26 protein-coding genes are annotated in these 26,053 nt (G+C 65.3%); 18 read left to right on the top strand and 8 right to left on the bottom strand.

From position 1 onward, the window contains the following. The first annotated feature begins 260 nt into the window (after positions 1 to 260). The 6 genes from KW832_RS16340 to KW832_RS16315 all read left to right on the top strand — a co-directional run bounded on the left by KW832_RS16340 (position 261) and on the right by KW832_RS16315 (position 6,134). Complete coding sequence (locus tag KW832_RS16340; protein WP_218300922.1) at positions 261 to 1,049, top strand: GntR family transcriptional regulator; 789 nt, start codon at positions 261 to 263, stop codon at positions 1,047 to 1,049. A 216-nt stretch (positions 1,050 to 1,265) separates the two neighbouring features. Continuing rightward, positions 1,266 to 2,303 carry a TRAP transporter substrate-binding protein gene (locus KW832_RS16335; protein ID WP_121421518.1) on the top strand — a complete coding sequence of 346 codons (1,038 nt, stop codon included), beginning with the start codon at positions 1,266 to 1,268 and terminating at the stop codon, positions 2,301 to 2,303. A 102-nt stretch (positions 2,304 to 2,405) separates the two neighbouring features. Further along, positions 2,406 to 2,894: a TRAP transporter small permease gene (locus KW832_RS16330; protein ID WP_121421517.1), complete on the top strand. Its 489-nt coding sequence runs from the start codon at positions 2,406 to 2,408 to the stop codon at positions 2,892 to 2,894. Beyond that, positions 2,891 to 4,210: a TRAP transporter large permease gene (locus tag KW832_RS16325; RefSeq protein WP_218300923.1), complete on the top strand. Its 1,320-nt coding sequence runs from the start codon at positions 2,891 to 2,893 to the stop codon at positions 4,208 to 4,210. Before KW832_RS16330 ends, KW832_RS16325 begins: the two co-directional genes overlap by 4 nt. Continuing rightward, positions 4,210 to 5,172 (top strand): tripartite tricarboxylate transporter substrate binding protein, encoded by a 963-nt coding sequence (locus KW832_RS16320; RefSeq protein ID WP_055398486.1) that lies wholly within the window; start codon positions 4,210 to 4,212, stop codon positions 5,170 to 5,172. The genes KW832_RS16325 and KW832_RS16320 overlap by 1 nt, the downstream gene beginning before the upstream one ends. A gap of 14 nt (positions 5,173 to 5,186) precedes the next feature. Beyond that, complete coding sequence (locus tag KW832_RS16315; RefSeq protein ID WP_255577812.1) at positions 5,187 to 6,134, top strand: NAD(P)-dependent oxidoreductase; 948 nt, start codon at positions 5,187 to 5,189, stop codon at positions 6,132 to 6,134. 105 nt (positions 6,135 to 6,239) lie between these two features. Here KW832_RS16315 and KW832_RS16310 read toward each other — a convergent pair whose 3' ends face one another. Then, positions 6,240 to 7,190, bottom strand: coding sequence for a LysR substrate-binding domain-containing protein (locus tag KW832_RS16310; protein WP_121508259.1), 951 nt, complete (start codon positions 7,188 to 7,190; stop codon positions 6,240 to 6,242). Between the two features lie 170 nt (positions 7,191 to 7,360). Between KW832_RS16310 and KW832_RS16305 the strand changes: the two genes are divergently transcribed. The 8 genes from KW832_RS16305 to KW832_RS16270 all read left to right on the top strand — a co-directional run bounded on the left by KW832_RS16305 (position 7,361) and on the right by KW832_RS16270 (position 14,158). Next, the gene (locus KW832_RS16305; protein ID WP_218300925.1) at positions 7,361 to 8,053 is read left to right on the top strand and encodes a substrate-binding domain-containing protein; all 693 of its coding nucleotides are present in this window, start codon (positions 7,361 to 7,363) and stop codon (positions 8,051 to 8,053) included. Between the two features lie 35 nt (positions 8,054 to 8,088). Further along, positions 8,089 to 9,123, top strand: coding sequence for an amidohydrolase family protein (locus KW832_RS16300; protein ID WP_218300926.1), 1,035 nt, complete (start codon positions 8,089 to 8,091; stop codon positions 9,121 to 9,123). A gap of 1 nt (position 9,124) precedes the next feature. Beyond that, the gene (gene ligK, locus KW832_RS16295; RefSeq protein WP_218300927.1) at positions 9,125 to 9,808 is read left to right on the top strand and encodes a 4-carboxy-4-hydroxy-2-oxoadipate aldolase/oxaloacetate decarboxylase; all 684 of its coding nucleotides are present in this window, start codon (positions 9,125 to 9,127) and stop codon (positions 9,806 to 9,808) included. A 97-nt stretch (positions 9,809 to 9,905) separates the two neighbouring features. Then, positions 9,906 to 10,913: a tripartite tricarboxylate transporter substrate binding protein gene (locus KW832_RS16290; RefSeq protein WP_055398481.1), complete on the top strand. Its 1,008-nt coding sequence runs from the start codon at positions 9,906 to 9,908 to the stop codon at positions 10,911 to 10,913. Positions 10,914 to 10,947: 34 nt separating this feature from the next. After that, positions 10,948 to 11,877, top strand: a complete 930-nt coding sequence (locus tag KW832_RS16285; RefSeq protein WP_218300928.1) for an amidohydrolase family protein — start codon at positions 10,948 to 10,950, stop codon at positions 11,875 to 11,877. 4 nt (positions 11,878 to 11,881) lie between these two features. Next, the gene (gene ligA / locus KW832_RS16280) at positions 11,882 to 12,322 is read left to right on the top strand and encodes a protocatechuate 4,5-dioxygenase subunit alpha (protein ID WP_055398479.1); all 441 of its coding nucleotides are present in this window, start codon (positions 11,882 to 11,884) and stop codon (positions 12,320 to 12,322) included. A 2-nt stretch (positions 12,323 to 12,324) separates the two neighbouring features. Then, entirely contained in the window at positions 12,325 to 13,191 is an 867-nt protein-coding gene (locus KW832_RS16275; RefSeq protein WP_218300929.1) for a class III extradiol dioxygenase subunit beta, read from the top strand. A gap of 13 nt (positions 13,192 to 13,204) precedes the next feature. Continuing rightward, entirely contained in the window at positions 13,205 to 14,158 is a 954-nt protein-coding gene (locus KW832_RS16270) for a Gfo/Idh/MocA family oxidoreductase (RefSeq protein WP_218300930.1), read from the top strand. Positions 14,159 to 14,239: 81 nt separating this feature from the next. Here the strand turns inward: KW832_RS16270 and KW832_RS16265 are convergent, their stop codons facing one another. The 3 genes from KW832_RS16265 to KW832_RS16255 form a co-directional block, all read right to left on the bottom strand. After that, a complete protein-coding gene (locus KW832_RS16265) occupies positions 14,240 to 14,839 on the bottom strand; it encodes an ATP-dependent Clp protease proteolytic subunit (RefSeq protein WP_218300931.1) in 600 nt (199 codons plus the stop codon). Positions 14,840 to 14,907: 68 nt separating this feature from the next. Continuing rightward, complete coding sequence (locus tag KW832_RS16260) at positions 14,908 to 16,227, bottom strand: flavin-dependent oxidoreductase (protein WP_218300932.1); 1,320 nt, start codon at positions 16,225 to 16,227, stop codon at positions 14,908 to 14,910. Positions 16,228 to 16,349: 122 nt separating this feature from the next. After that, positions 16,350 to 16,703, bottom strand: coding sequence for a FlxA-like family protein (locus KW832_RS16255; protein WP_218300933.1), 354 nt, complete (start codon positions 16,701 to 16,703; stop codon positions 16,350 to 16,352). A gap of 159 nt (positions 16,704 to 16,862) precedes the next feature. Here KW832_RS16255 and KW832_RS16250 point away from each other — a divergent pair, with 159 nt between their 5' ends. From KW832_RS16250 to KW832_RS16240, 3 genes are all read left to right on the top strand, one after another. After that, complete coding sequence (locus KW832_RS16250; protein ID WP_218300934.1) at positions 16,863 to 17,690, top strand: sigma-70 family RNA polymerase sigma factor; 828 nt, start codon at positions 16,863 to 16,865, stop codon at positions 17,688 to 17,690. Positions 17,691 to 17,754: 64 nt separating this feature from the next. Beyond that, the gene (locus KW832_RS16245) at positions 17,755 to 18,363 is read left to right on the top strand and encodes a YdeI family protein (protein ID WP_218300935.1); all 609 of its coding nucleotides are present in this window, start codon (positions 17,755 to 17,757) and stop codon (positions 18,361 to 18,363) included. Between the two features lie 59 nt (positions 18,364 to 18,422). Further along, entirely contained in the window at positions 18,423 to 19,442 is a 1,020-nt protein-coding gene (locus KW832_RS16240; RefSeq protein WP_218300936.1) for an aldo/keto reductase, read from the top strand. Between the two features lie 193 nt (positions 19,443 to 19,635). Here KW832_RS16240 and KW832_RS16235 read toward each other — a convergent pair whose 3' ends face one another. Together KW832_RS16235 and KW832_RS16230 are read right to left on the bottom strand one after the other, a co-directional pair. Beyond that, on the bottom strand, positions 19,636 to 20,556 hold the full coding sequence (locus KW832_RS16235) for an OmpA family protein (protein ID WP_055398498.1): 921 nt from the start codon (positions 20,554 to 20,556) through the stop codon (positions 19,636 to 19,638). 104 nt (positions 20,557 to 20,660) lie between these two features. After that, positions 20,661 to 21,038 (bottom strand): DUF4398 domain-containing protein, encoded by a 378-nt coding sequence (locus KW832_RS16230; RefSeq protein WP_055398468.1) that lies wholly within the window; start codon positions 21,036 to 21,038, stop codon positions 20,661 to 20,663. A gap of 374 nt (positions 21,039 to 21,412) precedes the next feature. Between KW832_RS16230 and KW832_RS16225 the strand changes: the two genes are divergently transcribed. Then, on the top strand, positions 21,413 to 22,561 hold the full coding sequence (locus tag KW832_RS16225; protein ID WP_218300937.1) for a mechanosensitive ion channel family protein: 1,149 nt from the start codon (positions 21,413 to 21,415) through the stop codon (positions 22,559 to 22,561). A gap of 211 nt (positions 22,562 to 22,772) precedes the next feature. Here the strand turns inward: KW832_RS16225 and gap are convergent, their stop codons facing one another. Together gap and tkt are read right to left on the bottom strand one after the other, a co-directional pair. After that, complete coding sequence (gene gap / locus KW832_RS16220) at positions 22,773 to 23,771, bottom strand: type I glyceraldehyde-3-phosphate dehydrogenase (RefSeq protein ID WP_121421498.1); 999 nt, start codon at positions 23,769 to 23,771, stop codon at positions 22,773 to 22,775. Positions 23,772 to 23,859: 88 nt separating this feature from the next. Continuing rightward, positions 23,860 to 25,941 carry a transketolase gene (tkt, locus tag KW832_RS16215; protein WP_055398465.1) on the bottom strand — a complete coding sequence of 694 codons (2,082 nt, stop codon included), beginning with the start codon at positions 25,939 to 25,941 and terminating at the stop codon, positions 23,860 to 23,862. Positions 25,942 to 26,053: the final 112 nt, after the last annotated feature.

Here is a 26,053-nt window from a genome sequence, read left to right as displayed (position 1 = left end):
GTTGTTGGCCTGGCCCGCAGGCCGCCTTCAGCGCTTTGGTGTTGTGAACCGGATTGTGCAAAAAAGGCCGTTCGATGTATACATTCAATCGTTGAAAAGCAGCTATTGCGAATTGGTATATCGCATATGTCCTTGTTTTTGAAGATATTTTTTGAATTTTTTAGTTGGGTTAGTTTTTGTTTGTATACATTAATGGGTTGCCGGGCTGACCCCAGCCTTGGTTGCATGGTTTTTTCTGATCACCTCTCCGCACACTCCACATGAACCTCTCTGAGCCCCTCCTCGCGGATTCCACTCCGGGCGACGCTGCCGAAGGTGGCGCTTCGCAGTCGGTGAAGGCGCAGCTGCGCCTGCGTGAAATGATCCTGGCGGGCGAGTTGCCGGGCGGTGCGCGCATTGCCGAGCTGGCCATCGTCGAGAAGCTGGGGGTGTCGCGCACGCCCATCCGCGCCGCGCTCATGCGGCTGGAGCAAGAGGGCCTGCTGCAGCTGCTGCCCGGGGGCGGGTACGCCGTGCGCACCTTTTCCGAAACCGATGTGGCCGACGCCATTGCGCTGCGCGGCACGCTGGAAGGGCTGGCCGCGCGCCTGGCGGCCGAGCGCGGGGTGGATGCCGCCGTGCTGGCCGACGCCCATGCCTGCCTGGATGCCATCGACACCACCTTGGCCCCTTCCACGCTGGACGACGTGGGTTTCTCGCGCTATGTGGAGCTGAACGCACGTTTTCACCTGCTGCTGGGCCGCATGGTGGGCAGCGATGTGGTGGCGCGGGAGCTGGAGCGGGTCAAGGGCTTGCCGTTTGCGTCGCCCTCGGCCTTTGTGATGGTGCAGACCCATTCGCCGCAGGCGCGCGACTTGCTGGTGGTGGCCCAAGACCAGCATCGCCAGCTGCTGGACGCCATCGAGCACCATGAGGGCGCGCGGGCCGAGGCGATCATGCGCGAGCACTCGCGCCTCGCGCAGCGCAACCTGCGTGCAGCCTTGTCGGGCCAGGCCGGTGGGCAGGTGCATGCCGACATGCCCGCCCTCACGCTCATTCGGCGGGGGTGACGGACAACCCACCAAGCGCGAGGGTTGCAGGGTCTGCGGGTTTCACCGGTTTCATAACGTTACGGCATAGCTGAAAGTCCGTCATAGAACTGGCATGTGGATGCGACTGCATGCACAGTGGGGGAGGGACAGTGTCCCTCTCCATGCCGCAGGTTCTCTGCGGCCCTGGGGTGTGGCCTCGCAGATGTGCAGATAAATCGAGACCGGAGACAAAAAATGAACTTCTTCAAGCGACGCGCCGCATTGACGGCACTGGGGGCGGCGGCCCTGGCAACGGTGGCTGGCAGTGCCATGGCGCAGACCGTGACCTTGCGGCTGCACCAGATGCTCCCACCCCAGGCCACCATCCCGGCCAAGGCCCTGGTGCCCTGGGCCCAGAAGGTCGAGGCCGAGTCGGGCGGCAAGATCAAGGTGCAACTGTTCCACGCCATGCAGCTGGGCGGTGCGCCGCCACAGCTGTTTGACCAGGCGCGCGACGGCGTGGTGGACTTCACCTGGACGGTGCTGGGCTACACCCCGGGCCGCTTCCCCAAGACGGAAGTGTTCGAGCTGCCCTTCATGAGCGGCAACGCTGAAGCGTCTTCGCGCGCCATCCAGGAATACGTCGAGAAGTTCGCGGCCGATGAGTTCAAGGACGTCAAGCTGATCGCCGTGCACACCCACGGCCCTGGCCTGTTCCATACCAAGACGCCCGTTACCGGCCTGGAAAGCCTGCGCGGCATGAAGGTGCGCGGTGGCTCGCGCATCATCAGCAACATGCTCACCAAGCTGGGCGCCACGCCGGTTGGCATGCCTGTCCCTGCCGTGACCGATGCGCTGAGCAAGGGCACCATCGACGGCACCACCATCCCGTGGGAGGTGACGCCGTCGCTCAAGGTGACCGAGCTGGTGCGCAACCACACGACCTTTGCTGGCAAGGAAGGCCTGTACACGCAGACCTTTGCGTTCTCGATGAACAAGGCCAGCTATGACAAGCTTCCCCCCGACCTCAAGGCCGTGATCGACAAGAACTCCGGCATCGAGACCGCAGCCATGTTTGGCCGCGCCATGGACGAGGGCGACAAGGTGGGCCGCCAGATTGCCGAGCGCGCCAAGAACAACATCGTGGCCCTGGACCTGGCCGAGACGCAGCGCTGGCGCCGCACGGCTGCCAGTGTGGAAACCGACTGGATCAACGAGGTGAAGGGCAAGGGCATCGACGGTGCCAAGCTTGCTGCTGAGGCGCGGGCCCTGATCGAAAAGCACAGCCGATAACCTCGGCGGTGTCGCCAGGCGCACCCGGTTGCGCTGCTCCATGCCGATCCGCTCTGGTGGGTGCCGGAATGGATCGGTTTGATTTTTTGACAGGACCCTGCCTTGAAGTTCCTATCATTTCTCGCCCAGGCTTGCGCGGTGCTGGCCGGGGTCATTCTCACGGGGGTGACGCTGGTCACCTGTGCAAGCATTGTGGGCCGCAACACCACGGGCTGGACTGTCCTGGGCGACTACGAACTCACGGCCGTGGCCGCAGGGGCCGCGATCGCGCTGTTCATGCCCTGGTGCCAGTTGCGCCGCCAGAACATCATCGTGGACTTTTTCACCGCCCGGGCCTCCTCGGCCGTGAATGCCCGGCTGGACCGCTTCGGCGCACTGCTGCTATCGGCTATGTTCCTCGTGCTGGCCTGGCGCACGGCCACGGGTGGGCTCAGTGCCCGCAACTCCATGACCACCACCATGATGCTTGGGTTTCCTGAATGGATCACGTACGCTGCCATGGTGCCGCCCCTGTTGCTGACGGGGGTGATTGCCCTGGTGCAGGCCTTCGGCCCGGCGCACATTGAAATTGAAGAAGAGGATGCCGCATGAGCCCGCTGGCCCTCGCTCTTTCGATTTTTGGTGTGATGCTTGCGCTCATGGTGGTGCGTGTGCCCATTGCGGCGGCGATGTTTGGCGCAGGTGCCTTTGGCTACCTCTACCAGGTAGGGCTACCGCCGTTTCTCAACAACCTTAACGGCCTGGCCTTTGCGCGGTTTGCGAGTTATGACCTGTCGGTGATCCCCCTGTTCATCCTCATGGGCAACTTCGCCACGCAGGGAGGCATCTCCAAGGCGCTGTTCCAGTTTGCCAGCGTGCTCATGGCGCGCTTCAAGGGCGGGCTGGCCATGGCAGCGGTGGCGGCGAGTGCGGCCTTTGGCGCCATTTGCGGCTCGTCCATTGCCACCGCAGCCACCATCACGTCGGTGGCGCTGCCCGAGATGAAGCGGCACGGCTACTCCGGCCGCCTGGCCACCGGCACGCTGGCGGCGGGAGGCACGCTGGGCATTCTTATCCCGCCCTCGGTGCCCCTTGTGATCTACGCCATCCTGACCGAGCAGAACATCGCCAAGCTGTTTGCTGCGGCCACCATCCCCGGCATCATCGCCATGCTGGGCTACATGATCGCGATTGCGATCTACGTGCGCATCCGCCCCGGCCATGCGCCGGACCACACCGTCGATCTTCCCAAGATGTCCTTGCAGGCCGTGCTGGGCGTGCTGCCCATTGCCATCGTGTTCCTGGTGGTGTTTGGCGGCATCTATGGCGGCCTGTTCACACCCACCGAGGGCGCGGGGGTAGGCGTGGCCTGCACCTTCCTTGCGGCGCTGCTCAAGCGCGAACTGACACTGGAGAAAATCAAGCAGTGTTTCCTGTCCACCGCGTCTGCCAGCGCCATGATCTTCATGATCTTCATTGGCGCCGACATGATGAACACGGCGCTCGCATTGACGCAGGTGCCTGGTCAGCTGGCGGGCCTGATCCAGGGCTGGAACGTTTCGCCCTATATGGTGGTGGCCGGCATCCTGCTCTTTTACGTGGTGCTGGGTGCGGTGATGGACGAGTTGTCCATGATCTTGTTGACCATCCCCATTTTCTTCCCGGTGATCATGGGCCTGGACTTCGGCATGTCGCAGGAGCACACAGCCATCTGGTTTGGCATCATGGTGCTCATGACGGTGGGGTTTGGCTTGCTTGCGCCGCCCGTGGGCCTGAATGTGTACGTGGTCAATGGCCTTGCGAAAGACGTACCCATCGCTGAGAGCTACAAGGGCGTAATGCCTTTCCTCGCCAGCGATGTGGTGCGGACCACGCTGCTGCTGGTGTTTCCGCCCATCTCCTTGTGGCTGGTGCAGTTCGTCGGCTGATGGATCGCCGGGCAGCACTCCTCGCGCTGGGCCTCACCCCCTGCACCGTGCTGCGTGCGCAGCCCGCATTTCCAACCAAGGCGCTGCGCATCGTGGTGCCCTTTGCGGCGGGCGGCGTGGGTGACCTCACTGCACGCGCCGTGGCAACCGGGCTGGCCGCGCGGCTGGGGCAGCCCGTGGTCATCGACAACCGCCCCGGCGCCGGGGGTGTGGCGGCTGCCGATGCGGTCGCACGCGCGGAGCCCGACGGGCATACGCTGTTCCTCCTGTCCAACGGCACGGCGGTATCCGCAAGCCTTTTCAAGTCGCTGCCCTACGACACGCTGGCCGACTTCGCTCCGGTCAGCACGCTGGGTTTCTTCGATATCGCGGTGCTGGTACCTGCCGATTCGCCCCACCGCACGCTGGCCCAGCTGCTGGCGCATGCGCGGGCCCATCCAGGCCAACTCAATATCGGCAGCATCAACATCGGGAGCACCCAGCACCTGGCGGCCGAGCTGTTCAAAAGCAGCGCGGCCATTGATGCGCAGGTGGTGCCGTTCAACGGCACGCCAGCACTCATCACCGCGCTGCGGGGTCGGCAGGTGGATGTGGGCGTGGAGATTCTGGGCCCCACCTTGCCGCAGGTGCGCGCCGGGGCGTTGCGCGTTCTGGCGGTCACGGGCGAGCAGCGCTCTGTGGTGTTGCCCGATGCGCCCACAGCGGTGGAGCTGGGCGTGAAGGGTTTTGTGGCCGCTTCATGGAACGCGCTGGCCGTGCCCTCGCGCACACCGCGCGCGGTGGTGGACCGGCTGCAGCGCGAGGTGGTGGCCACCGTGGCGACACCCGCCGTGCAGCAGCAGCTGCGCGCGCTCAACGTCGAGCCCCGCACCTCCACGCCCGAGCAGGCCGCTGCCCTGCTCAAAACCGACATCGACCGCTGGCGCGCCGTGATGGAGCGCGCGGGCATCCCCAAGCAATGAAACCTGATAGCACCATGCAGACCGAAGAGAACCCAGTCTTGCCCCCTGTGGACCGCGTGGACCGCCTGGGTATCGTCGGCTACGGCGAAGTGGGCCGCATCTTTGCAGCAGGCCTGCGCAAAGCCGGTGTGAGCGATCTGACGGTATGGGACCTGAAGTTCATCGACCCTGCGAAGGGCCCCGAGCCGCTCGCCCACGCACAGGTGGCGGGCGCGGTTGCGGCCGACAGCGTTGCGGCCCTGTGCGCCGGGCGCCAGCTCATCGTGTCGGCCGTGACGGCCAGCAACACGCTGGCGGTGGCCGAGGCGGTGGCGCTGCACATTGCGCCTGGCGCGTTCTTTCTGGACCTCAATTCCGCATCCCCCGGCACCAAGCAGCAGGCCGCCGCGTTGATCCATGCGCGTGGCGCCCGGTACGTCGAGGCGGGGGTGATGACGTCGGTGCCGCCCTATGGCATCGCCGTGCCCATGCTGCTCGGAGGCCCCCACGCCGCCACGCTGGCGCCTGTGTTGCACGGGTGGGGCATGGACGCCAAGCCGGTCAGCGACCAGCTGGGCGTGGCCAGTGCCATCAAGATGTGCCGCAGCGTGATGATCAAGGGGCTGGAGGCGCTGGTGATGGAGAGCTATGCAACGGCCCGCCACTACGGTGTGGAAGACCATGTGCTGCCCACCTTGGCCGAGACCTTTCCGTCCATCGACTGGCAAAAGCAGGGCAGCTACTTCTTCAGCCGCGTGGTGCAGCACGGCCAGCGCCGCGCCGAAGAGATGCGCGAGTCGGCCCGCACTGTGGGTGAAGCAGGCATGGCGCCGCTGATGGCATCAGCCATTGCCGACAAGCAGCAGTGGGTGGCCGACCTGGCGCGCGAAGGCATCTTTCAAGGTCTGCCCCAGGACGCGCGCTGGCAGGACTATGCGGATCGCTTGTTAGAAAGTTTGTCATCACCTGGGGCCGCGGGCTGACGCCTCGGTCCCTTTGATGGGCCTCTGCTCCAAGCCTGCTTGTACAGGCTTGGACGTTCGCGAAGAGCTGCCACCTCGGGCGGCTGCACCGGGGCGCGCAGCGCCTCAGGGGGGGCTCCTGTACAACGCTTGCAAGGTGCTGCGAATCAGCTCCGCCATCGCCTGCTGCGTGAGCGTGGCCGGGCGCTGCGAACTCACTGCCAAGAAGAGCTTGCTGCGCAGCCTTGCGCTGTCCTCGCCATCCATGCTCGCACCCAGAATCGGCCGCGTAATGAACACCTCGGGCTTGCCCGACGTGGTGACCGCATTCATGGGCAGCACCGCGCAGCCCGCGCCATCGGCCACCAGGTCCAGGATGGCGGCCACACCGTCGATCTCCAGGCTGATCTGGGGGCGTTTGCCGCGCGCGGCCAGTTCCGATTCCACCAGCATGCGGATCGAGTTGGGGCGTGTGGGGATCACCAGCGGAAAGCGGGGCAGCTCGTCCAGCGGCAGGGGCGTGCGGGCCAGGGCATCTGCCTCCGCCTCGCTCTGGCCCACGGCGCGGCGCTGTACCAGGAACAGGTCTTCCTCCAGCAGCGCGGTGATCTCGATGCCCGGCGCAGGGGGCGTGTTGTAGAGCAGCGCAATGTCGAGCAGCCCTGTGGTCAACGACTCGCGCATGGCCACCGACAGCCCTTCGCTGATGGCCAGCGCCGCATCGGGCAGCTTCACGCGGAAGGCGCGGGTCAGCGGCACGGTCAGCACCTTGGCAATGCTGGGCGGCAGGCCAATGGCCACACGCCCGGCGAGGGCGCCCCGCACGCGGCCCAGCTCTTCGCGCGCACGCTCCACCTGGTGCAGGATGCCCCGCCCATGCTCCAGCAGCAGCTTGCCCGCCTCGGTGGGCGTGGCACCCCGGCCATTGCGCACCAGCAGGTTCTGGCGCAGCTCCACCTCCAGCAGGCGCACCTGGCGGCTCAGGGCGGGCTGGGCAATGTCCAGCACCACCGAAGCCCGGGTAAAGCTACCCAGCTCGGCCACGCGCACAAAGTATTCGATCTGCTTGAGGTCCATGGGGAATGCTCTCTGCTATTTGAATAGCTCCAAGTCAACGATCACGGAATGATATATCTGGTAGTGCCGGTGCCGCCTTCTTGTTTGGCCCTGCGCTGACCACAATCAGCGCCATGGAACCCCAGCGCACGCAACGCGCGGGCCACCCGCAGCCCGGCAGGAGACACAGCATGACCCCCCCAGAAATTCGCGGCATTTCGTCCATGGCCACGCGCCAGGTGCTGGCCGAACTGGTGTCCGGGTTTGCGCAGCAATCGGGCACGCAGGCCGCCATCGAATCGGTGGGCGGCGTGGACGCGGCCAAGCGTGTGGCGGCCGGTGAGGCGTTCGACGTCGTCATCCTCGCCTCCGACGCCATCGACAAGCTTTTGGCTGCGGGTCACCTGCTGCCCGGCAGCAAGGTGGACTGGGTGCACTCCGGCGTGGCCGTGGCCGTGCCTGCAGGCGCACCGTTGCCCGACATCCGCACCGAAGACGCAGTGCGCCAGGCCGTGCTGGCCGCGCCCAGCATCAGCCTGTCCACCGGCCCCAGCGGCGTGGCACTGGCCAAGCTGTTCGAGCGCTGGGGCATTGCCGAACAGATCGCACCGCGCATGGTGCAGGCGCCCCCTGGGGTGCCGGTGGGCTCGCTGGTGGCCAAGGGCGAGGTGGCGCTGGGCTTTCAACAGTTGAGCGAGCTGCTGCACGTGCCGGGCATCCAGATCGTGGGCCCGTTGCCGCCCGCCATCCAGATCACCACCACTTTTTCAGCGGGCATCGGCGCGTTGACGCAGCAGCCGGAAGCTGCCCGCGCCTTGCTGGCCTACCTGGCTTCGCCCGCTGCGGCCGAAGCCAAACGCAAGCAGGGCATGGAGCCTGCCTGACCGATCACAAGAACACCTTACAGGAGCACCCAAAAATGAGCCTCATCATCGACTGCCACGGCCACTACACCACGGCCCCCAAGGCGCTGGAGAATTGGCGCAATGCGCAGATCGCCGGCATCAAAGACCCCGCGGCCATGCCCAAAGTGGCAGACCTGCACATCAGCGACGACGAGCTGCGCGAGTCCATCGAGACCAACCAGCTCAAGCTGATGAAAGAGCGCGGCAGCGACATCACGCTGTTCAGCCCGCGCGCCAGCTTCATGGCCCACCACATCGGCGACTTCAATGTGTCCAGCACCTGGGCCGCCATCTGCAACGAGCTGTGCTATCGGGTCTCCACGCTGTTCCCCGACCACTTCGTGCCCGTGGCCATGCTGCCGCAAAGCCCCGGCGTGGACCCCGCCACCTGCATCCCTGAGCTGGAAAAGTGCGTGCACGAATACGGCGCCGTGGGCATCAACCTGAACCCTGACCCTTCCGGCGGCCACTGGACCAGCCCCCCGTTGACCGACAAGCACTGGTACCCCATCTACGAAAAGATGGTGGAGTACGACCTGCCCGCCATGATCCACGTGAGCACCAGCTGCAACGCGTGCTTTCACACCACCGGCGCGCACTACCTGAACGCCGACACCACGGCCTTCATGCAGCTCATCCAGGGCGACCTGTTCAAGGACTTCCCCACGCTCAAGTTCCTGATCCCGCACGGCGGCGGCGCGGTGCCCTACCACTGGGGCCGCTTCCGTGGCCTGGCGCAGGAGATGAAGAAGCCCCTGCTCGACGAGCACCTGATGAACAACGTGTACTTCGACACCTGCGTGTACCACCAGCCCGGCATCGACCTGCTCAACACCGTGATCCCGGTGAAGAACGTGCTGTTCGCCAGCGAAATGATCGGCGCGGTGCGGGGCATTGATCCCACCACCGGCAACTACTACGACGACACCAAGCGCTACATCGAGGCGTCCACGATCCTGAGTGCCGAAGACAAGCACCAGATCTACGAAGCCAATACGCGCCGTGTGTTCTCCCGACTCGATACCCGTCTGAAAGCAAAGGGGCTCTGAAATGTTTGAACTAGGCGTTGTCTACCGCAACATCACCCGTGCCGACCGCGCAGCCGCTGACGGCCTGGCTGCCCTCGGCTCGGCCACCGTGCACGAGGCCATGGGCCGCGTGGGCCTGCTCAAGCCCTACATGCGCCCCATCTACGGCGGCCAGCAGGTCAGCGGCACAGCCGTCACCGTGCTGCTGCAGCCCGGCGACAACTGGATGATGCATGTGGCGGCCGAGCAGATCCAGCCCGGCGACATCGTGGTGGCAGCCGTCACCTCGGAGTGCACCGACGGCTATTTTGGCGACCTGCTGGCCACCAGCTTTCAGGCCCGTGGCGCCCGCGCGCTCATCATCGACGCCGGTGTGCGCGACGTGAAGACGCTGCAGGCAATGAACTTCCCCGTGTGGAGCAAGGCGATCAGCAGCAAGGGCACCATCAAGGCCACGCTGGGCTCGGTCAATATCCCCGTGGTGTGCGCTGGTGCGCTGGTCACGCCGGGCGACGTGATCGTGGCCGACGACGACGGTGTGGTGTGTGTGCCTGCCGCCCGCGCGGTCGAGACCCTGGCCGCCGCGCAAAAGCGCGAAAGCTTTGAAGGCGAAAAGCGCGCCAAGCTGGCCAGCGGCGTGCTGGGCCTCGATATGTACAACATGCGCCCCGGCCTGGAGAAGGCAGGCCTCAGGTACATCGACTGAACTCCGGTCTTAAGTCTTTTTGGTCTCTAGCGCTTATTCAACAAGCGCTAGTGGCTATTAATTTTATAGCTATCGTTTTTCTTCTGTTCTGTATTCCATGACGTTCTCTGTGTCTCCCTCTTTCCGTCTCCGCCGCACGTTGTCCCTGGCATTGGGCGTGGCCGCGGCCGCAGCTTTGGCGCCGCAATTCGCTGCCGCGCAGCAGTTCCCCACCAAGCAGGTGCGCATCATCAGCCCCTTCCCCGTGGGCGGCGGCCCCGACGGCGTGGCCCGCCTGGTGGCCGACAAGCTCTCGCGCACCTGGGGCACGGGCGTGATCGTGGAAAACCGCCCCGGCGGCAACGGCTTCATCGCCATCGACGCCTGGAAACGCGGCGCCAAGGATGGTCACGACCTGCTCATCCTGGACAACGTGCACCTGGCCGCCTACCCCAGCCTGTTCAAGAAGCTGCCCTACGACGTGGCCAAGGACTTCGACACGCTGCTGCCGCTGTTCAAGACGCACTTCTTCTTCACCGTGGGCACGGGCAGCAAGTACAAGACCGTGGCCGACATCGTGGCCGACGCCAAGGCGCGACCTGGCAAGCTCAACTACGGCAGCTGGTCGGTGGGCAACCCGGTGCACCTAGGCTCGGAGCTGTTCGAATCGGCCACCGGAACGCAGATGGAGCATGTGATCTTCAAGGAGACCACGCAGCTCTACACCTCGGTCTCCACCGGCGAGATCGACTTTGCGCTGGGCAGCGCCGCCACTGCAGGCCCGCTGTACCGCGCGGGCAAGCTGCGCCTGCTCGCGTTTGCAGGGCCCCAGCGCTCGGCCGAGTTCCCCGATGTGCCCACCGTGGCCGAATCGGGTGGCCCCAAGGACTTTGCCGTCACGGGCTGGAATGCCATTGCCGTGCCGCCCGGCCTGCCCGCCGCCGTGGCCGACAAGATCCGCAAAGACATCGAACAGGCCCTGACCGGCCCCGAAGTGGCGGAGAAGTTCAAGACCTTTGGCTACGAGCAGTTCCCCACCACGCGCGCCCAGTTCAACCAGTTCGTCAAGGACGAGAGCCAGCGTTTTGGCGACGTGATCCGCAAGGCCAACGTTTCCCTCGACTGATCTGCGAGCCTGCAAGAAACCAAGGAGTACGCGCATGAGCGAATTCACAAAAACCCCTGGCTGGCTCGACTGGTACGCGGGTCCGAGCAAACCCCGGTTCCAGGTGCCTGTCGGTGCGGTGGACGCGCATTGCCACGTGTTCGGCCCCGGGGCCGAGTTCCCCTACGCGCCCGAGCGCAAGTACACGCCCTGCGATGCCAGCAAGCACCAGCTGTACGCGCTGCGCGACCACCTGGGTTTTGCGCGCAACGTGGTGGTGCAGGCCACCTGCCACGGCGCGGACAACCGCGCCATGGTCGATGCGCTGGTGCACTCGGGCGGCAAGGCGCGTGGCGTGGCCACCGTCAAGCGCTCGGTCACTGACGAAGAACTGCAGGCCATGCACGACGCCGGTGTGCGTGGCGTGCGCTTCAATTTCGTCAAGCGTCTGGTGGACTTCACGCCCAAGGACGAGCTGATGGAGATTGCCGCGCGCATCCAGCAGCTGGGTTGGCATGTGGTGATTTACTTTGAAGCGGTGGACCTGCCCGAGCTGTGGGACTTCTTCACCGCCCTGCCCACCACGGTGGTGGTGGACCACATGGGCCGCCCCGATGTGAGCAAGCCGGTGGATGGGCCGGAGTTCGAACTGTTCCTGAAGTTCATGCGCCAGCACCCCAATGTGTGGAGCAAGGTGAGCTGCCCCGAGCGCCTCTCCGTGACTGGCCCCAAGGCCCTGAACGGCGAGCAGAACGCCTACACCGACGTGATCCCCTTCGCCCGCCGCGTGGTGGAAGAGTTCCCCGACCGTGTGCTCTGGGGCACCGACTGGCCCCACCCCAACCTCAAGGACCACATGCCCGATGATGGCCTGCTGGTGGACTTCATCCCGCACATCGCAACGACACCGGAGTTGCAAAAGAAGCTGCTGGTGGACAACCCCATGCGCCTGTACTGGCCCGAAGAAGTCACCGTGGAGGACTGACACCATGTCTCTCGATAAACCCTACCTCGACGTGCCCGGCACGACCATCTTCGACGCCGAGCAAAGCCGCAAGGGCTACTGGCTCAACCAGTTCTGCATGAGCCTGATGAAGGCCGAGAACCGCGTCCGCTTCAAGGCCAACGAACGCGCCTACCTGGACGAATGGGCGATGACCGAAGAGCAGAAGCAGGCCGTGCTGGCGCGCGACCTGAACTGGTGCATTCGCCTGGGCGGCAACATCTACTTCCTGGCCAAGATCGGCTCGACCGACGGCAAGAGCTTTCAGCAGATGGCGGGCAGCATGACCGGCATGACCGAAGAGGAATACCGCAACATGATGATCAACGGCGGCCGCAGCGCCGAAGGCAACCGCTACGTGGGCGAAGATGGCGACGCCCAGGCGCACCGCCAGCCGCAAGGCAGCGCGGGCAAGAAAGGAATTTGACGATGGCCAAAATCACCGCCTCCGTGTTCACGTCGCACGTGCCAGCCATTGGCGCGGCTATGGACCTGGGCAAGACCCACGAGGACTACTGGAAGCCCGTGTTCGCGGGCTATGACTTTGGCAAGCAGTGGATCAAGGACAACAAGCCCGACGTGATCTTCCTGGTCTACAACGACCACGCCACGGCCTTCAGCCTGGACCTGATCCCCACGTTCGCCATCGGCACCGCTGCCGAATATGAAGTGGCCGATGAGGGCTTTGGCCCGCGCCCCGTGCCCAAGGTCATTGGTCATCCTGACCTGGCCGCGCACATTGCGCAGTCGGTCATCCAGCAGGACTTTGACCTCACCATCGTCAACAAGATGGCCGTGGACCACGGCTTGACCGTGCCCCTGTCGCTGATGTTTGGCGAACAAGACCCGGTGAAGGGCGCCTGGCCCTGCCCGGTGATCCCGTTCGCCGTCAACGTGGTGCAGTACCCGGTGCCCAGCGGCCGCCGCTGCTACAACCTGGGCCAGGCCATCCGCAAGGCCGTGGAGAGCTATGACGAAGACCTGAACGTGCACATCTGGGGCACGGGTGGCATGAGCCACCAGCTGCAGGGCCCGCGCGCCGGCCTCATCAACAAAGAGTTTGACAACGCCTTCCTCGACAAGCTCATCAACGACCCCGAGGCCGCAGCCAGCATCCCGCACATCGACTATGTGCGCGAGGCGGGCAGCGAGGGCATCGAGCTGGTGATGTGGCTCATCGCGCGTGGCGCGATGACCGATGTGGCCGGTGGCAAGCCACCCAAGCTGGCGCACCGCTTCTACCATGTGCCCGCGTCCAACACCGCCGTGGGCCACCTGATTCTCGAGAACACGTAAAAGGACACACACCATGACCATCAAAGTCGCACTCGCAGGCGCTGGCGCCTTCGGCATCAAGCACCTGGACGGCATCAAGAACATCGACGGCGTCGAAGTCGTCTCCCTCATCAGCCGCGACCTGGCCAAGACCCAGGAAGTGGCCGACAAGTACGGCATCAAGCATGTCACCACCGATCTGGCCGACAGCCTGGCCATCAAGGAAGTGGACGCCGTCATTTTGTGCACACCCACGCAGATGCACGCCAGCCAGACCATTGCCTGCCTGGAGGCGGGCAAGCACGTGCAGGTCGAGATCCCGCTGTGCGACGTGCTGGCCGATGGCGAGAAAGTCGTCGCCCTGCAAAAGCAGACCGGCCTGGTGGCCATGTGCGGCCACACCCGCCGCTTCAACCCCAGCCACCAGTACGTGCACAAAAAGATCACGGCAGGCGAGTTCAACATCCAGCAGATGGATGTGCAGACCTACTTCTTCCGCCGCACCAACATGAACGCGCTGGGCCAGGCGCGCAGCTGGACGGACCACCTGCTGTGGCACCACGCTGCGCACACCGTGGACCTGTTCGCCTACCAGGCCGGCAGCCCCATCGTGAAGGCCAACGCTATCCAGGGCCCTATCCACCCCACGCTGGGCATTGCGATGGACATGAGCATCCAGCTTAAGGCGGCCAATGGTGCCATCTGCACGCTGAGCTTGAGCTTCAACAACGATGGCCCGCTGGGCACCTTCTTCCGCTACATCGGCGACTCGGCCACGTACATCGCGCGCTACGACGACCTGGTGAATGGCAAGGAAGAAAAGATCGACGTGAGCAAGGTCGATGTGAGCATGAACGGCATAGAGCTGCAGGACCGCGAGTTCTTCGCCGCCATCAAGGAAGGCCGCGAGCCCAACGCCAGCGTGGCGCAGGTGCTGCCGTGCTACCAGGTGCTGCACAACCTGGAACTGCAGCTCAACGCAGGCTGATTTCGAGCCAAATTAGCTGCTAGCGCCCATCCATAAAGCGCTAGCAGCTATGTATTTAATAGCTTGAAGGGGCGTGCTGCTTCATCCCTTCAAAGCCGCCTTGTTCTCGATGATGCGCGAGACCAGGCCGTAGTCCACCGCCTCTTCGGCCGACAGCCAGTGATCGCGTTCGATGTCGGCCAGCACCACCTCCAGCGGCTTGCCCGTCTGCCGGGCAATGGTGCGCGCAATGCGCTCGCGGGCTTTCACAATCTCTCGCGCCTGGATGGCAATGTCGCTGGCCGGGCCACCTGCGCCGCCGCTGGGCTGGTGGATCAGAAAGCGTGTGTTGGGCAGGCAAAACCGCCGCTCGCGCGGCGCCGCCAGGTACAGGTGCGTGGCCGCGCTGCCCACCCAGCCGGTGCCGATCATGTTCACCGGCGCGGTGATGAAGCGCACCAGGTCATGCATCGTGTCGCCCGACTCCAGGTGCCCACCGGGCGAGCTCACCAGCATGTCGATGGGCTCGGCGCTCTCGGCATCCAGCGCAATCAGCCGCCGCGCCACATCGGCGGCCAGGGTGTCGGTGATGGTGCCGAAGACCAGCAGGGTGCGGGCCTTGAAGGCTTTTTCCTCCAGGTACGATGTGCGCGGCTCGGAGCCTTGGGTGGAGGATGGGTTGTTGGTGTCTGGCGTGTCCATGGGGGCAGGTCCTTGAAAAGAGTGACAGGACTGCCATGACGAACGAGACACGCCGGGCGTGACACCCCTCAGCCTGCGGCCACGCGCTGCCCCGGCGCGATGGTGGGCGGCGCCGCATTCAGCGTCTCGATCGCAAACCCCGCCGCCGCCTTGTAGCGCGCCATGAAGCCTTCGCGCTCTTCGCGCGGCAGCACGTCGTCGATGTGGTCGAACACCCCGCCGCAGCGTTCGTCCACCAGCCCCAGCAGGCCAAAGGGGCCGGAGCCCCGGTTGCGCAGCACCAGCGCCGAGATGTCCTTGCACAGCTGGTCGTCATAGGCACGCAGCGCCTGCGGGCCCACGCCCTGCGCAATCAGCTGCGCCCCCAGCACGCGCGCATCCACGATGGCCTGGCTGGCGCCGTTGGAGCCCACGGGGTACATCACATGTGCGGCATCGCCCAGCAGCGCCACGCGGCCGTCCACCCAGGTGGGCACTGGATCGCGGTCGATCATGGGGTACTCAAAAATGTCCTTGGCGCCGCGCAGCATGGCGGGCACGTCGAGCCAGCTGTAGTTCCAGCCATCAAAGTGGTGAGCGAATTCCTCCAGCGCCACGCGCCGGTTCCAGTCGCCCTGCTGCCAGCCGCCCTGGTTGTCCACCGTGATCTCAGCGATCCAGTTGATGGTGGCGAGGCCCGTGGCCGGGTCGGGCGGTGTGATGGGGTAGAACACCACACGGTGCCGCAGCGAGCCCACGCCCACAAACGAAGCACCCGTGCGCACCGGCACCCCCGGCGTGGTGCCGCGCCACATGATGGCGCCACCCCACTGGATGGGCGGCTGCGTGGGGTGCATCTGCGCCCGCACGGCCGAGTGCAGGCCATCGGCGGCGATCAGCAGCGAGCCTGCCACATCGCGCCGCTCGCCATTGCGCGTCTCGATGATGGCCGTCACCCCATCGGCATCCTGCCGGTAGCCCACCACGCGTTGCCCCAGTTGCACGGCATCGTCGCCCAGGCGCTCGCGCACGGCGTTGTAAAGCATCATCTGCAGCTGCCCCCGGTGCACCGAATACTGCGGCCAGTGGTAGCCCGCCTCCAGCCCGCGTGGCTCGGCGTACACCTCGTTGCCGTTGCGCCCCACCAGCGCCCATTCGCGCGCCTGCAGACCAATGGTGTCCAGCACTTCGTTGCCAAACCCCAGGTCGTGCAGCTCCCGCACAGCGTTGGGCTGCAGGTTGATGCCCACGCCCAGCGGCTGCAGCTCGGGCACCGATTCAAAGACGACGCAGGGAACGCCGATCTGGTGCAGGGTCAGGGCAGTGGCCATGCCACCAATGCCACCACCGGCGATCAAGACGGGGTGGGCGGAAGAGGGATGTGAAGTGGTAGTAGGTGCGCCAGACATGCCGAGATTGTCCATGCAATGGCGGGCGGAGCTTGTCGCGGACGCCGCAGGCGAATGTGGCGCTGGTGTATGCCGGGGCGGGGGCCGCAGGCAGAGGCCACCCGTTCAGAAAGCCGTTCTTGTCAGGCGTAGGTATCGACGTTGTTGCCCAGCCCAGCAGGTGGATTCTTTACCGATTGGGCCTTCTGCTGCTGCGCGGCACTGGCCGCCGCGCCTTCGGCCTTCGCCGCCTGGGCCCGTTGCTGCTCTTGCTGTTGCGCGCGCTGTATCGCCGTGATCTGGGCCTGCACCATCTGAATCTGGGCCTGCAGCAACTTGGCTTTCTGTTGCTTGGCCTTGGCATCCATGTCGGAGCTGGCCAAGCCCTTGAGCTGCTCGGTCAGCTCGCGCAGCTGCTTTTGCAGCTTGGCGATGTCGCTGCTGCCACTGGAGGAAGAGACCGGGCCGGTGGTGGAGGTGGTGCTGGCAATTTGCATCCCTGGTTATCGGCAAGGCGCAGGGAAAGTTGACTGGCGGCCCTCTCGCGCTGCGGGCTGTTGAACGCCGCCAACCCATGTGACGGAGGTAGTGACAACAGCCTGCGAGCCATTGTCTGCCGATGTGTGGCCGGCTTCAGCCTGTGGCACCATGCCCCGATGCAGAACGATGAAAACCTGATGGCGCTGGTGAACGCCAGCCGCAGCACCTTGCTGCGTGCCGCAACGCGCCTGCTGGGCCCGGTCGAGGCCGAGGACGCCGTGCAGGACGCCTATGTGCGTGCGCTGGAGGCCAACGCCCCGGCGCTCAATGCGGCCCAGGCGTGGCTGCTGACGGTGGTGCGCAACCTGGCCATTGATCGACTGCGTCGCCGTCAGTGGATGGCGCAGTGGGCGGCAGAGACCATCCAGGCAGCGCAAGGGGATGCCCTCGTTTCGGTCGCGCCTTCGGCAGAGGCCGATGCCGCGCTGGCGCAGCAAGCCACGCTGGCGTTGCGGCGGCTGGCGGCGTGCGTGACGCCCGTGGAGGGGGCTGCGGTGCTGCTGCATGCTGTGTTCGATGCCAGCCACGCCGAGCTGGCGCAGGCCACCGGCCGGACGGAGGCGGCCAGCCGCCAGCAATTGCGCCGCGCGTTGCAACGCCTGCGGCGGGCCGAAGAGGAGGCCCGCCGTGGTGATGGGCGCGATGAATCCAAGGACGCCGACCCTGCGGTGCTGCGCCTGTACCTGCAGTCGCTGCAATCGCGGGACGCACAGGGCCTGTGGGCCCTGCTGCGCCAGCCGCCGGTCAGTGCATTGGCCATACATGGTGCGGTGCATGCCGTGCTCCCGTTGCAGCACCAAGCCCGACGCCCACGGGCCACGGCGGGTGGTGTGGTGCAGGTAGGTGGGCAACTGGGTTTGGTGCTTACGCTGGATGGCGTGACACTGTGCGTGTTGCCCCTGGGGCCATGCGCCGAGCTGGCGCACGAAGGCGTGGTGGCCTAGCCGACGCACCCGCACAACAGCAATTGCCAGCCGCCCGCCTGCACAAAAAGACGTTCGCAGCACCATGGCCTCCCAGACCACCCCCACCTTCTTTGCCACCCCGAAGGCGTTCCGCCAGTGGCTGGAGCGCCATGCAGACAGCGCGCCGGAGTTGCTGGTGGGCTTTCACAAGGTGGGTTCGGGCCGCCCCAGCATGGGCTGGTCGGAGTCGGTGGACGAAGCCCTGTGCTTTGGCTGGATCGATGGCATCCGGCGGCGCATCGACGAGCACACGTATTCGATCCGCTTTACCCCGCGCAAGCCGTCGTCCATCTGGAGCGCGGTCAACATCGCCAAGGTGGAGCAGTTGCAGGCGGCAGGCCGCATGACGCCTGCGGGGCTCGCGGCCTTTGCCCATCGAAAGGCGTACAAGTCGGCCATCTATTCCCACGAGCTGGCGGCAGTGGTCGAGCTGCCGGCGTCGCTGCAGAGCGCCTTCCAGCGCAACAAGGCCGCGTGGCAGTTCTTTCAGGAGTCCACGCCACCCAGCTATCGCAAGAGCATGCTGCACTGGGTCGCATCCGCCAAGCGCGATGCGACCCGCGAGGCACGGTTTGCGGAGTTGGTGGCCGCCTGCGCTGCGGGTGAGCGCATTGAGCTGTGGGCAAAGCGGCCATCGGCCGCAAAATCTTAGGCTCCGCACCCAAGCCCGGGCCACCCGCTGGGTTGCCGCGCTTGCCGTAAGCTCGCGACATGCAACAAAGAAACCTTGGACCTTTCTCCGTCTCGGCCATCGGCCTGGGCTGCATGAACCTGTCGCACGCCTATGGCGCGCCTGTGTCTGCCGAGCAGGGCGAGCGCGTGCTGCTGGCTGCACTTGATGCGGGCGTGACGCTGTTCGACACCGCCACGCTCTATGGCTTTGGAGCCAACGAAAACCTGGTGGGCCGTGTGTTGAAGCAGCACCGCAGCCGCTTCACGCTGGCCAGCAAATGCGGCATGCAGGGCGTGGATGTGGCGGGTGACGGCAAGCTGGTGCGCGTGATCGACGGGCGGCCCGATACGCTGCGAAAGACCTGCGAAGACAGCCTACGCCGCCTGCAGACCGATGTGATCGACCTGTATTACCTGCACCGCTGGGACAAGAGCGTGCCGATTGAGGAAAGCGTGGGCGCACTGGGCGAGCTGGTGCGGCGCGGGCACATTCGCACTGTGGGTCTCTCCGAGGTGTCTGCTGCCACGCTGCGCCGCGCGCATGCCGAGTTCCCGATCACGGCGGTGCAGACCGAGTATTCGCTGTGGACGCGCAACCCCGAGATTGCCGTTCTGGACGCCTGCCGCGAGCTGGGCGTGGCCTTTGTGGCGTTCAGCCCGGTGGCGCGGGGTTTCTTGTGTGGCGGCTTGACCGATGTGAGCACGCTGGACGCCAAGGACATCCGCCGTGCCATGCCGCGTTTTGCACCCGAGGCGTATGCGGCCAACCTGAAGCTGCTCGATGGCTACCAGGCGATTGCACGCGATGTGGGCTGCACACCCGCCCAGCTGGCCCTGGCGTGGCTGCTGCACCAAGGCGAGCACATCATCCCCATCCCTGGAACCACGAACGTGGAGCATCTGCACGACGACCTGGGTGCCGTGAACGTGCGACTGGATGCGGCCACCATGGAGCGTCTGGGCGCGCTAATCAATGAGCGCACGGTGGTGGGCAACCGCTACAACGCCCAGAGCGCGCGCGAAGTGGACACTGAAACGTTTGAAGACCGCGCGGCGTAAGCGGCGCGGTCTTTGACGCGTTTATTGATATAGGCCGCAGAAACCGGCGTGGCTCAAGCCAGTGGCCGCCGCGCAATGGCCGCCAAGCCGCACGGGCGGCGCTTCGTTAGCGTGCGATGGCGGCGTCCCCCTGCCCGCAACGCGCAGCGATGCGAGAGCGGAGTGAAGGCGCGTGGCGCCTCAGGGGGGCGCTTTACCTGCCGCGCAGGTTGCCCTTGTCATCGGCGATCACGATCTCCACGCGGCGATTCATCGCACGGCCTTCGGGCGACGCGTTGTCGGCCACGGGGTGGGCCTTGCCGTAGCCGCGTGCGGTGATGCGGCTGGTGTCCACGCCGCGCTGCACCAGCGCGTCGCGCACGGCTTGGGCGCGGCGGTCTGACAGGTCCTGGTTGTAGCTGTCGCTACCCACGCTGTCGGTGTAGCCCTCGATCAGCAGTTTGCGGTCCGGGAACTGTTTGAGGAAGTTGGCCAGCTTGTCCAGGCGCGGGCCGGCCTGGGCGGAGAGCTCGGCCTTGTTGAAGGCAAACAGCACATCGCCCAGAGTGACCAGCAGGCCGCGTTCGGTTTGTTGGGCTTCGAGTTCGCGCAGTTGTGCTTCGAGGGCGCGCACACGGTCTTGTGCGGCGTTGGCCTGGGCCATGGCGGCCGTGGCCTGGGCCTGCTGTTGGGCTGCACGTTGCTCTGCGCTCATCGCCTGTTGTTGGGCTTGCTGGGCGCGCAGGCGGGCTGCGTCAGCCTCTTGGGTGCGGGCCTGCAGGCGGATGCGGTCGGCTTCGCTGCCCGCTTGCTGGATGTTGGCATCGAGCTGGCGCGCGCGGGCCGCGTTGGTGGCGATCTCGGCGCGTTGGCGGGCGATGTATGCCAAGTGGTTGGTCTCGGACGTGTCGCGGTCATCGGCCCACACGCGGTCGGCCTTGGCGAGTGCGTCGGTGGCTTGCTTCAGTTCGAGCTGCGCGTACTGGTTGACGGCCGGGTCTCCTGCAGCGGTGCTCACTGCGGTACGGGCCTCTTCCAGCGCGGGCGATGGGGTGGTGCTGGCGCAGGCGGCCAGCAGGCCTACGGCAATCAGGCTGGTGCACAGGGCGGTGGTTCGGTGAAAAAAGCGATGCATGGTCAGGTGTTCCTTGAGATTTTGGGGGAGGTCAATCGCGGGGCCCCAGCGGTGTTGGGCGTGAGTCCAGGTTGGGCGCTAGGGCTCCAACGTCTGGCGCTGGCCTAGCGCGGCGATCGGCGGTTGATTTCTTCTTGCAGCGCTCGGATGCCGTCTTGCACTTGCGTCAGGTTGGCGGCATTGCTGGCGGCGTCGGCGCGGGTTTCGGCCACGCGGGCATCTACCTCGGCCTCAGCGGCCAGGCGGCGCGCGGCCACATAGTCCTTTTCAGCCATGGCTTTTTCGGCCTGCATGAGCTTCTCGCGCGCTTGTTGCAACTGCACGGGGGCGCTGGTGGCCACCGCCGGGGCAGCCGCAACGCGGTTCACGGTGGTGCGGCTCACGGCCATTTGCTCGGTGGGTGCGGGGGTGGAGGAACAGGCGGCCAGTGCGCCCAGTGCGAGTGCCGCTGTGGCGGTGCGGATCAGTGCGGATGAATGCATGGTGTGGTGGACTCCTGTGGAGGTTGTGGGATGTGCCGCACCGAGATTTCGGGCGGGCAGCCAGCGGTGCTCTGGTGTTGATGCATTGTTGGGGCCCGCGCAGTACCGGGGCGTAGGCCCTGCCTCTGTATTGCTGTGGGGCATGTCTTACGAACACTTGCAAACGGGGCAGACCAGCGGCGCATTGGCCGTTGCCTGATCAACTGCGGAACTCTGACTTCCACGGGGTCTCGATCAAGGACGTTGCGCACCTCAGCGCTCCATTGCGGGGCTGAAGCGCCCTGCATGGCCGATGTCACGGGTCGACCCCGTGTATCAGCCCCGCCCCCGCGCCCCCCATCCCGTCACTGCACCACGAAGAGGAGAGCCCCCGCATGCAGCCATCCACCTTTATGACCTGGGTCCAGGAGACCACCTTTGCCGGCGTGCCGTTGTGGAGCCTGTGCGTGGCCCTGGCAGCCACCACGGCCACCTATGCAGCCATCATTGTGGTGCTGCACCTGCTGACCCGCCGCGCCAAGGTGTGGGCCACGCAGTCGCACAGCGGCATGGCGCTGACCATGGTGGATGTGCTGGAAGGCACCAGCCGCACACTGATGCTGGTGGTGGCTCTGCTCGTGGGCGCGAGCCTGCTGGACCTGCCCGGCCGCTGGGAGAGTCGCCTGAGCCAGCTGTGGTTTGTGGCTGTGGCGCTGCAGATGGGCCTGTGGGGCATGCGTGCCATTGGCATTGGCGTGCGCCGCTATGTGGAGCGGCACTCGTCCAGTGGCATGACGCAGGTCAGTGCCTCGGCCACGCTGATGTCCTGGGGGCTGCGCACGCTGTTGTGGAGCGTGGTGCTGCTGGCCATCTTGTCGAATGTGGGTGTGAACATCACGGCCTTCATCGCCAGCCTGGGCGTGGGCGGCATTGCGGTGGCGCTGGCGGTGCAAAACATCTTGGGAGACCTGTTTGCCTCGCTCGCCATCGCGGTGGACAAGCCGTTTGAGGTGGGCGACTTCATCGTGGTGGGCAATGTGTCGGGCACGGTGCAGGTGATTGGTCTCAAGACCACACGCATCCGCAGCCTGCAGGGCGAGCAGATCGTGATGTCCAACACCGACCTGCTCAAGCAGACCATCAGCAACTTTCGCATGCTGGAGCGGCGGCGCATCGTGTTCACGTTTGGCGTGGCCTATGACACCACCCCAGAGCAGGCTGAGGCCATTCCGGGTGTGGTGCGCAAGCTCATCGAAGCCCAGCCGCAGCTGCGTTTTGACCGCGCGCATTTCAAGGCGTTTGGCGCCAGTTCGCTCGACTACGAGGTGGTCTATATCGTCGAAGACCCGGCCTTCAACGTGTACATGGACCTGCAGCAGTCCATCAACCTCGGGCTGCTGCGCGAGTTCAAGGCCATGGGGGTGGAGTTTGCTTTCCCCACCCGCACGGTGCACATCGCAAGTGCTCCAGGGCAGGTGCCGGGGCCTGCGCCGCTGGCTGTGGCGGTCTCAGCAGCGGCAGCTCTTGGGGGGGGTGACCGTTGAATGCCAGGTGTTCCGTACCTGCTATGCGCGGAGGGCGGGCAAAAAAAAGCCGGTGGCCTTGGCAGGCGACCGGCTTGAACAGGGTAGTTGCTACTAGCGCTTCTTCATCTTCAAAGGGAAAACTTTTCAAGACCTGCGCAAACAGGCCTGAGTCCGCCGTTGCGTTCCGGGGACAAGCATGGCGCCTGATCCCCTTTTGCGCAAGTCGTACTTACTTGGATACCACGCGCACCATTTCCAGGCACTTGTTCGAGTAGCCCCATTCGTTGTCGTACCAGCTCACGACCTTCACGAAGGTGCCGTCCAGGGCAATGCCAGCGTCGGCATCAAAGATCGAGGTGCGGGTGTCGCCACGGAAGTCGGTGGCCACCACCTTGTCTTCGGTGTAGCCCAGAACGCCCTTCAGGGCGCCTTCGGACTGGGCCTTCATCTCGGCCTTGATCTCATCGTAGGTGGCAGCCTTGTCCAGTTCCACCGTCAGGTCCACCACCGACACATCGGAGGTGGGTACGCGGAAGGACATGCCGGTCAGCTTCTTGTTCAGCGCAGGGATCACCACGCCCACGGCCTTGGCAGCACCGGTGCTGGAGGGGATGATGTTTTCCAGAATGCCGCGGCCGCCGCGCCAGTCCTTGTTCGAAGGGCCGTCCACGGTCTTTTGCGTGGCGGTGGCGGCGTGCACGGTGGTCATCAGGCCGCGCTTGATGCCCCACTTGTCGTTCAGCACCTTGGCCACGGGGGCCAGGCAGTTGGTGGTGCACGATGCGTTGGAGATGATGGCCTGGCCCGCGTAGGTGTCGTGGTTCACGCCGAACACGAACATGGGGGTGTCGTCCTTGGAGGGGGCCGACAGGATGACCTTCTTGGCACCAGCGTCCAGGTGCTTCTGCGCGGTGACCTTGTCCAGGAACAGGCCGGTGGATTCGATCACCACGTCGGCGCCGACTTCGTTCCACTTCAGGTTGGCGGGGTCGCGCTCTTGCGTGAGGCGGATCTTCTTGCCGTTGACGACCAGGGTGTTGCCCTCGACCGAGACTTCGCCCTTGAAGCGGCCATGCACCGAGTCGTACTGCAGCATGTACGCGAGGTACTCGGGCTCCAGCAGGTCGTTGATGCCCACGACTTCGATGTCGCTGAAGTTCTGGATGGCCGAGCGCAGCACGTTGCGGCCGATGCGGCCGAAGCCGTTGATACCAATCTTGATCGTCATAGGGAGCCTCTTCAAAGTTGCAAAGTCGAAATCGGGAATCTGCCGCCGCGCACCCGCTGGCAGCGGGGCACAGCGGGCAGGAGAAGTTTTAGCGGGCCTTCTTGGCGGGCTTCAGACGTGCGGCGCCGATGGCGACGAGCACCGCATCGGCCACGTTCTCTTCGGTGAAGCCGAAGTGCTTGAACAGCACGGGCGCAGGGGCCGATTCACCGTAGGTGTCGATGCCCACCACGGCGGCGCAGCCGTATTTCCACCAGCCGTCGGTCACGCCCATTTCCACGGCCACGCGGGGCACGCCGGCGGGCAGCACGCTGCTCTTGTACTTGGCGTCTTCGCGGTCGAAGGTGGTGGTGCTGGGCATGGAGACCACGCGCACGCCGATCTTCTTGTCGGCCAGCAGGCGCTGGGCCTTGAGGGCCAGTTGTACTTCAGACCCGGTGGCGATGATCACGGCCACGGGCTTCTTCTTGATGCCCACGTCGGCGGGCTCGCTCAGCACGTAGGCGCCGCGCGAGATGTCGCCCAGGTCGCGCTTGGGCGCATAGGGCAGGTTCTGGCGCGACAGGGCCAGCACGGTGGGCTTGTTGCGGTTGGACAGGGCCACGCTCCAGGCCACGGCGGTTTCGGCCGTGTCACCGGGGCGCCAGACGTCGAGGTTCGGAATCAGGCGCAGGCTGGCCACGTGCTCGATGGACTGGTGCGTGGGGCCGTCTTCACCGAGACCAATGGAGTCGTGCGTGAACACGTGGATCACGCGCTGCTTCATCAGCGCGGCCATGCGGATGGCGTTGCGGCTGTAGTCGCTGAACGTGAGGAAGGTGCCGCCGTAGGGGATGAAGCCACCGTGCAACGCCACGCCGTTCATGATGGCGGCCATGCCGAATTCGCGCACACCGTAGTTGATGTGGCGGCCACCGACCTTGTCGCCATTCGCGGCTTCGGTCTTGACCACGTTGCCCTGCATGTCAAAGCGCAGGTTGGGCGTGCTCTTGGTGTTGGTGAGGTTGGAGCCGGTCAGGTCGGCGCTGCCACCCAGCAGCTCTGGCAGGGCGGCGGTGAAGGCTTCCAGCGCCAGCTGGCTGGCCTTGCGGCTGGCCACGGTTTCGCCCTTGGTATGGGCGGCCACCACAGTGTCCACGGCCACCTGGGCAAAGTTGGCGGGCAGGTCGCCGTTCATGCGGCGAGTGAGTTCGGCGGCCAGCTCGGGGAAGGCGGCGGTGTAGGCGGCAAAACGCTCGTTCCAGGCGGCCTCAAAAGCTTGTCCGTTGGCCTTGCAGTCCCAGCTGGCGTACACGTCTTCGGGGATCACGAAGGGTTCGCTGGCCCAGCCCAGGGCTTCGCGGGTCAGCGCGATTTCTTCGGCGCCGAGCGGTTCGCCGTGGGCCTTGGCGGTGTTGGCACGGTTGGGGCTGCCCTTGCCGATGTGCGTCTTGCACACGATCAAGGTGGGGCGCTCGGTCTGCTTCTTGGCTTCTTCGATGGCGGCGGCCACCTTGTCAGCATCGTGGCCGTCGATGGGGCCGATCACGTTCCAGCCGCTGGCCACAAAACGCAGGGGGGTGTTGTCGGCAAACCAGGGTGCGACCTGGCCGTCGATGCTGATGCCGTTGTCGTCGTACAGGGCGATCAGCTTGTTGAGCTTCCAGGCGCCGGCCAGAGACACGGCTTCGTGGCTGATGCCTTCCATCAGGCAGCCGTCGCCCAGGAAGGCGTAGGTGTGGTGGTCCACCACGGCATGGCCTTCGCGGTTGAACTCGGCGGCCAGCAGCTTTTCGGCCAGCGCAAAGCCCACGGCATTGGTTATGCCCTGGCCTAGGGGGCCGGTGGTGGTCTCGACGCCAGCGGTGTAGCCCACTTCGGGGTGGCCGGGCGTCTTGCTGTGCAGCTGGCGGAAGTTCTTCAGCTCGCCAATCGGCAGGTCGTAGCCCGTGAGGTGTAGCAGCGCGTACAGCAGCATCGAGCCGTGGCCGTTGGACAGCACAAACCGGTCGCGGTCAAACCACTGGGGGTTGGTAGGGTTGTGCTTGAGGTGGCGGCTCCACAGCGCCACGGCCATGTCGGCCATGCCCATGGGGGCGCCGGGGTGGCCGGAGTTGGCTTGTTGAACGGCGTCCATGGCCAATGCGCGGATCGCATTTGCCATCTGTTGGGATTGCTGGGTGTTGGCCATGGGGGGAGGGTTCAGGGTGGGTGATTCGGGGGAAACCCGGCATTTTACCGGGGCGGCTTTCGCCCACCTGAATTCGCAGGCTGCAAGCCGGAAGCCCGGTGGCAATGCACTA

The organism is Acidovorax sp. sif0632, from assembly GCF_019218805.1.
Lineage (GTDB): Bacteria > Pseudomonadota > Gammaproteobacteria > Burkholderiales > Burkholderiaceae_C > Acidovorax > Acidovorax facilis.
Note: the sequence above shows the minus strand (reverse complement) of the source record. Positions and strands in the feature narration are given on the sequence as shown.